Source organism: Streptomyces sp. ISL-98 (assembly GCF_018614055.1).
Classification (GTDB): domain Bacteria; phylum Actinomycetota; class Actinomycetes; order Streptomycetales; family Streptomycetaceae; genus Streptomyces; species Streptomyces spiramyceticus.
This window is the reverse complement of the sequence record NZ_JAGGPB010000008.1, coordinates 35,389-39,283: the sequence shown is the minus strand read 5'-3', so window position 1 is coordinate 39,283 and position 3,895 is coordinate 35,389. Positions and strand designations below refer to the sequence as shown.

Annotated in this window: 6 protein-coding genes and 1 pseudogene; 2 read left to right on the top strand and 5 right to left on the bottom strand. The window is 68.1% G+C overall.

Annotated elements, in window-relative coordinates; translation table 11 throughout:
* Positions 1–198 (bottom strand): annotated as a pseudogene (locus J7I98_RS08155) (threonine/serine dehydratase); the annotation flags it as partial.
* 28 nt (positions 199–226) lie between these two features.
* A complete protein-coding gene (locus J7I98_RS08150; protein ID WP_214919927.1) occupies positions 227–460 on the bottom strand; it encodes a hypothetical protein in 234 nt (77 codons plus the stop codon).
* Between the two features lie 70 nt (positions 461–530).
* On the opposite strand from J7I98_RS08150, the gene J7I98_RS08145 reads away from it, so the two are divergent.
* Together J7I98_RS08145 and J7I98_RS40860 are read left to right on the top strand one after the other, a co-directional pair.
* Positions 531–1,217 (top strand): family 16 glycosylhydrolase, encoded by a 687-nt coding sequence (locus J7I98_RS08145; protein WP_214919926.1) that lies wholly within the window; start codon positions 531–533, stop codon positions 1,215–1,217.
* Between the two features lie 229 nt (positions 1,218–1,446).
* Positions 1,447–2,052 carry a hypothetical protein gene (locus tag J7I98_RS40860; protein ID WP_251020319.1) on the top strand — a complete coding sequence of 202 codons (606 nt, stop codon included), beginning with the start codon at positions 1,447–1,449 and terminating at the stop codon, positions 2,050–2,052.
* A gap of 257 nt (positions 2,053–2,309) precedes the next feature.
* On the opposite strand, the gene J7I98_RS08135 is transcribed toward J7I98_RS40860, so the two are convergent.
* From J7I98_RS08135 to J7I98_RS40855, 3 genes are all read right to left on the bottom strand, one after another.
* Entirely contained in the window at positions 2,310–2,486 is a 177-nt protein-coding gene (locus J7I98_RS08135; protein ID WP_214919934.1) for a hypothetical protein, read from the bottom strand.
* Between the two features lie 289 nt (positions 2,487–2,775).
* Positions 2,776–2,910, bottom strand: a complete 135-nt coding sequence (locus J7I98_RS42195) for a hypothetical protein (RefSeq protein ID WP_285438003.1) — start codon at positions 2,908–2,910, stop codon at positions 2,776–2,778.
* A gap of 363 nt (positions 2,911–3,273) precedes the next feature.
* Positions 3,274–3,895: transposase (locus J7I98_RS40855; protein WP_251020318.1), on the bottom strand; the 622-nt coding region annotated here is incomplete at its 5' end.

The following is a 3,895-nucleotide window of genomic DNA, read 5'->3' as shown; positions in this document are numbered from 1 at the left end:
GGCCTTGAAGGAGCCGGTGTGCCGCATGAACTCCAGCGCCAACCAAACGTCGCACGGCTCAGGTTCGCGGTCGTCCAAGGGGTCACCGTGGGCGGTGCGGATGGCGCCGGGGTCGACGGGGGCGAGGGTGACGGGGCGGATGCGCCCGGCAATGCGGTCGGTGGCGGTTTTGATGTCGCCGTATGTGAGCTGGTGCACTTCGATTTCTCCCTTGGCTGTGTGGTGGTCAGGACCAGGTGATGAGCTGGCCGGTGGTGGTCAGGGCGAGGAGGAGCGCGAAGACGATCCGCCGCCCACTTGGGTTCGGCTCCACGGCGTGGAAGTTGGCCGGGTTGAACAGCAGCGCGTCGCCGAGCTCGGGTGTCAGGCTCACCTGCTGGCAGTGCTCGACGGCCTCGGGCCGGTACCCGTACGCCTGGCGGTACTGCTCGTCGGCCGGCTCCCAGCGGTGGCGCCACACCGTGGTCGCCCCGGCCGCGTCCGGGAAGTGTGGCCTGTGCTCGAGGTCTGCGCGTTACCAGGGCGCCAGGATGTCGTTGTCGCTTGGACACGCTGTCAGTCGGTTGAGGGAGTGCGGGGTGTTCGTAGCCGATTTCTCCCGTCCTGGCCAGTGGGTGGCCGGGCGGTCATGGGCGTATCCCGGCGGTGGCCCGGTGAATCCAGGCGATGGGAAACTGGATCACCTCGTTGACGACCCGTTCTTCTGCCGTGTCGGGGTCTTCCGAGCTTCTCGTCGTCCGGAGGGGACGTGGAGTGCGGGCCTGCTGACGACGGAGGGCAGCGAAGAGGGCTTCATGGTCCGTACCGGCGACGTGCTGGAGGCCCGGGTGCGGCTGGCGCGGGCGCTCGGGGCGTGGCCGGCGATCTGGACCTGGCGGGACGGTGGGCAGGAGATCGACGTCTTTGAGTACCACCCCAACAACCCGGATGTTCTGGAGCTTTCCAATCATGTCAGGGGTGGCTGCCACTACTACCGGCACCCGTCCATCGAGCCGGGCGCCTGGGTGGATGTGAGGGTCGCGTTCGGTGCTCGGTCTGTCAGCTGGTGGGTGAACGGTCAGCATGCTTACGCGGATGGCACTGGTGTGGGGGAGGACTGGTGCGCATACCTGATCGTGAATCTGTCTGTGTGTGCCAGCGTGCATCATCCGCCGCCGGAGCAGGACGTGACGGACATGTCGTTCCGTGTGAAGCACCTGCACGTGTACCGGAGCTGAACCAGGTCAGCGAAGCGCGGATCCCAGCCGCGCCGGGCGCACCCGCACACTGCGGGTCAGGTCGTGGTGGTCAGGGCGGACTTGGTGATGCGGGCACCGGCCAGCCGGGGGTGCTGGTCATGCTGATGGAGGTCGACCGCCGCACCGGGGACGCCCACGAGCTGGTGCACAAGCTGCGCCGGTACGCCGACTGTTCTGGCTGCTGCCGCCGGACGCGGACGACCGGACGGTGTGGCTGGCCCGCGCCGGCGGGGTCGACCACATCGACCACGAACAGCGGCTGTGGCGTCGCCTCTACCCGCCGACCAACCGGGAGGGCACGCCGCCGCTGGCGTTCGTGTTCGCCGACACCACGCCCACCAAGGTCGCCAACACGGTGCAGGTCCTGCAGAAGGCTGGCCGCAGGTACTGGACGTCCCGCCGGTTCGACGTGTACCAGCGCGGCATCACCGCCCGGGACTACAGCCAGGCCGTGCCCGTCGTCCTCACCACCCTGGAGCAGCTGCGCGAGCACGGCGCGGACGCAGCGGTGTGGCGGCGCCTGGGACGGGCGAGCGAGCAGACGCTGACCGCCGCGCTCGACAACCCCGACGGCGACGCCCTCTACCGCCGCCAGGTCGCACAGGCCGACGCGGAAGAGAAACGGCAGCGGGCCGCCCGACGAGAGGCCAGCCGCCAGGGCTGCACGCGGTGCGGAGCGAAGTTCACCGACCAGCGCTGGGAGGAGACCACCACGCGCCCCAGATCCTGGAAGGCTGGCGACCTGTCCGTGTGCGGTGGTGCCACGCCGATGACGTTGCCCGGCAGGAAGCTGCCCGCCAGCAGGCCGCCGTAGAGCTGGAGCCGGAGGGCGACCGCGACCAGGAGCCAGGCAAGCTCCGCGGCCTGTTCCGCCGCCGGACGGCCGATCATGTCGAGATTCACGACCCGGGTCCCAGCCGCGGTGGGCACATTGCTGCGTACCGGGCTGTGCATAGATGGCTCTGGCAAGATTTTCGTAGCCGGAGATCATCTTGGTGCGTCGGTGGGCCGGTCCGCGTAGTGGGCAGCCTCTGGCTGTGTGCTGTTGAACTGCCTGATCTGTTACCACAGTTAGCGAATGTGCTGGTTGTGCCGGTCGATGTTTCCGATGCTGTCGTTCTGGTCCGCGCCCGTACGCGGTCGCGTGCTCCAGCGAGGTGTACGGGGTGCGGTGAGCCGAGCGAGTTGTGCCACAGCCGCTATGTGCGGCACCTCGCCGATGCCCCTCTCGGCGTCCTGCCGGTCCACATCGAGTTATCCGTACGGCGCTTGTAGTGCGAAAACTCGGCCTGTCCGAAGGTGACCTTCGCCGAGCAGGTGCCGGGACTGACCGTGCGCTACCAGCGGCGGACCCCGCTGTTGCAGCACCTGGTCGAGGCGGTCGGTGTGTTGCTGGCCGGTCGCGAGCAACCACTCCAAGATCCTGCGCAAGGACTTCCGAGCCGTCGCCGACGCGGTACGCGAGCTCGCCGCCACCCGCGACCCACAAGGTCGGATGACGGCCGCTCCCGCACCTCAACAGTGAGGTCCCCTGGCATCATGCCGTCGGGGGCAGGGGATGCTTGGTGATGACCCAGCCGAGGCAGATCTCCTCAAGACGCGGCGGCTCATCCTTCTTGGGCCACACCCACTTCTTGCGACAGTTGGTGAACTCCACTGTGCTCGCCGCCAATCCGGGGCAGGCTTTCCCCGACTCGTCGCAAGAGTCAGGTCAATCCGCATGCCCTCGGGAACATCCACCCCGAACTCCGCCAGGAAGCCGGCCGGGTTTTCGAGCGCGCGGTCACGCAGCCCGGCATCACCGTCCATCAGGGCGGACAGTGCTTGCTGAGCTCCGTTGCTCGCCCTCAGTCGCTCGGCCTAGCCTCGATCGTTCATGAGTCCTCGTCGGTGTGCTGACGGGGACTCTGTGTTTGCGAGGTGCGGTCTTTCGGAACTGGGGCAGGTTGACGGCCCGGTTGTCGCCTCGGGTGGGCGCCGGGTTCCACTTTCCCGGTGTGGTGGTGCGGATCGTTGGGGCGGTCGGTGTGGCTGGTCAGCCGGGGATCGGCAAGGCATTGAGCCGGTCGATTGCCTGGGTGATCTCGTCGGTCCAGGGCCATCGCGTGGCGAAACGGAGCCAGCGGCGGCGGCCGGTGGTGACCAGCTGGGCGGCGGCGGAGAACAGCCGCAGGCGGAGCTTCTTGGGTTCCCAGCGGCGGGTTTGGGCGGTCAGGGCAAGCATCGGCATCCAGGCGAGGAGATCGAGTGCGAGGGAGACGATCTCCAGCCAGATCCGGTTCTGTGCGGTGTCGTGCAAGGGCAGGTTGCGCAGGCCGGTGTCGCGGGCGCTTCGGATGCGGTCCTCGCAGCGGGCCCGTCGGCGGTGACGCAGTTCAAGGTCGGCGAGCTGACCGCCTTTGGTGTTGGTGGCGAAGCAGGTCAGCCGCAGCCCGTTGAGGTCGGTGAAGCGCAACTGGGCGCCAGGGTGCGGCCGTTCCTTGCGAACGATCAGCCGCATCCCCTTGGGCCACGTTGTCAGGTCGGGCATGTCGGTGATCTCCGCGACCCAGGCGCCGGGACGCTCGGTGCCGCCCGCGTCATAGGCCGGTGTCCACGCCTTCTTCGGGATCTTCAGGGTGGCTTGGTGGATGGTGTCGGTGATGGTCATTCCGACG

What these genes read in the sequence shown, in the direction of transcription:
- J7I98_RS08145 (WP_214919926.1), top strand. Translation starts at nt 531, where the DNA reads ATGTCGTTGTCGCTTGGACACGCTGTCAGTCGGTTGAGGGAGTGCGGG.